The 1,003-nt window shown below is 65.0% G+C and carries 1 protein-coding gene; it reads right to left on the bottom strand.

The genetic code is table 11. The features are described 5' to 3' along the window. Nucleotides 1-900: IS481 family transposase (locus OIE40_RS16870; protein WP_264704209.1), on the bottom strand; the 900-nt coding region annotated here is incomplete at its 3' end. Nucleotides 901-1,003: the final 103 nt, after the last annotated feature.

Genomic DNA, 1,003 nt, shown 5'->3' on the forward strand with positions numbered 1-1,003 from the left:
AGTGTTGTAGTGCTCGATCCAGGGCGCAAGGGCCGCTTGCCGTTCGGTGTTACTGGTGAAGGCTCGTCGGTAGGCCCACTCGGTGGCCAGGGTGCGGTTGAGTCGTTCGACCTTGCCGTTCTGCCAGGGGCAGTGGGGCTTGATGAACTTCTGGCGGATGCCGTGTCGGGCACATGTTGCTCGCAGGGAGTACCGGTAGGCCCAGGCGTTGTCGGTCATGAGTCGCTCGATGCGGGTGATTCCGTGAGCGGCGAAGTAGGCGATCGCGCGTTCGAGGAACGCCGCGCACGTGGGTCCCTGCTCGTCAGGCAGGATCTCGCTGTAGGCCAGTCGGGTGTGGTCATCGATCAGGGAGTGGACGTAGTCGTAGCCGACCTTGACCTTTCGGTCGCGGTTGGCGCCGGCACGGCCCAGGGCGCGCCAGCCGCCTCCATCGGGGATCTTGCCGAGCTTCTTGACGTCCATGTGGACCAACTCACCCGGCCTGTCCCGTTCGTAGCGGACCGCAGTCTGTTTCGACGAGCGGATCAACTCACCGGTCATCGGGTCGAGTTCGCGCAGGTAGGGCACCTGATGGCGCCGCAGGATCCGCGACACGGTACGAGCCGGCACCCCGAGCCTGGCACCCAACACGTCCGGCCCGTCACGAAGTTCGCGACGGGCATCCAGCACCTTCTGTTCGACCTCGACACTGGTCCTGGTCGGTGTGGTGTGAGGACGCGACGACCGGGTAACCAGCCCGGCCTCGCCCTCAGCGGTGTACCGGGCGATCCAGGTACGCACGCACTTGCGAGATACCCCCATCGCCGCAGCGATATGGGCCTGGGGCCAGCCGGCCCGGTGACGCTGAACGATCAACCGGCGACCATGAACGGTCAACCGGGCACTACCGTGGGACACGAGAACCTCCGGTGTTGATGTGACCTTCGACAAGCCACATCCCATCCGGGGGTTCTCGCTCAATCAAACCGGCACGCTGGTACCAACCTCATGGCCGGGTACA

It is taken from the genome of Micropruina sonneratiae, from assembly GCF_025972045.1.
Taxonomy (GTDB): domain Bacteria; phylum Actinomycetota; class Actinomycetes; order Propionibacteriales; family Propionibacteriaceae; genus Micropruina; species Micropruina sonneratiae.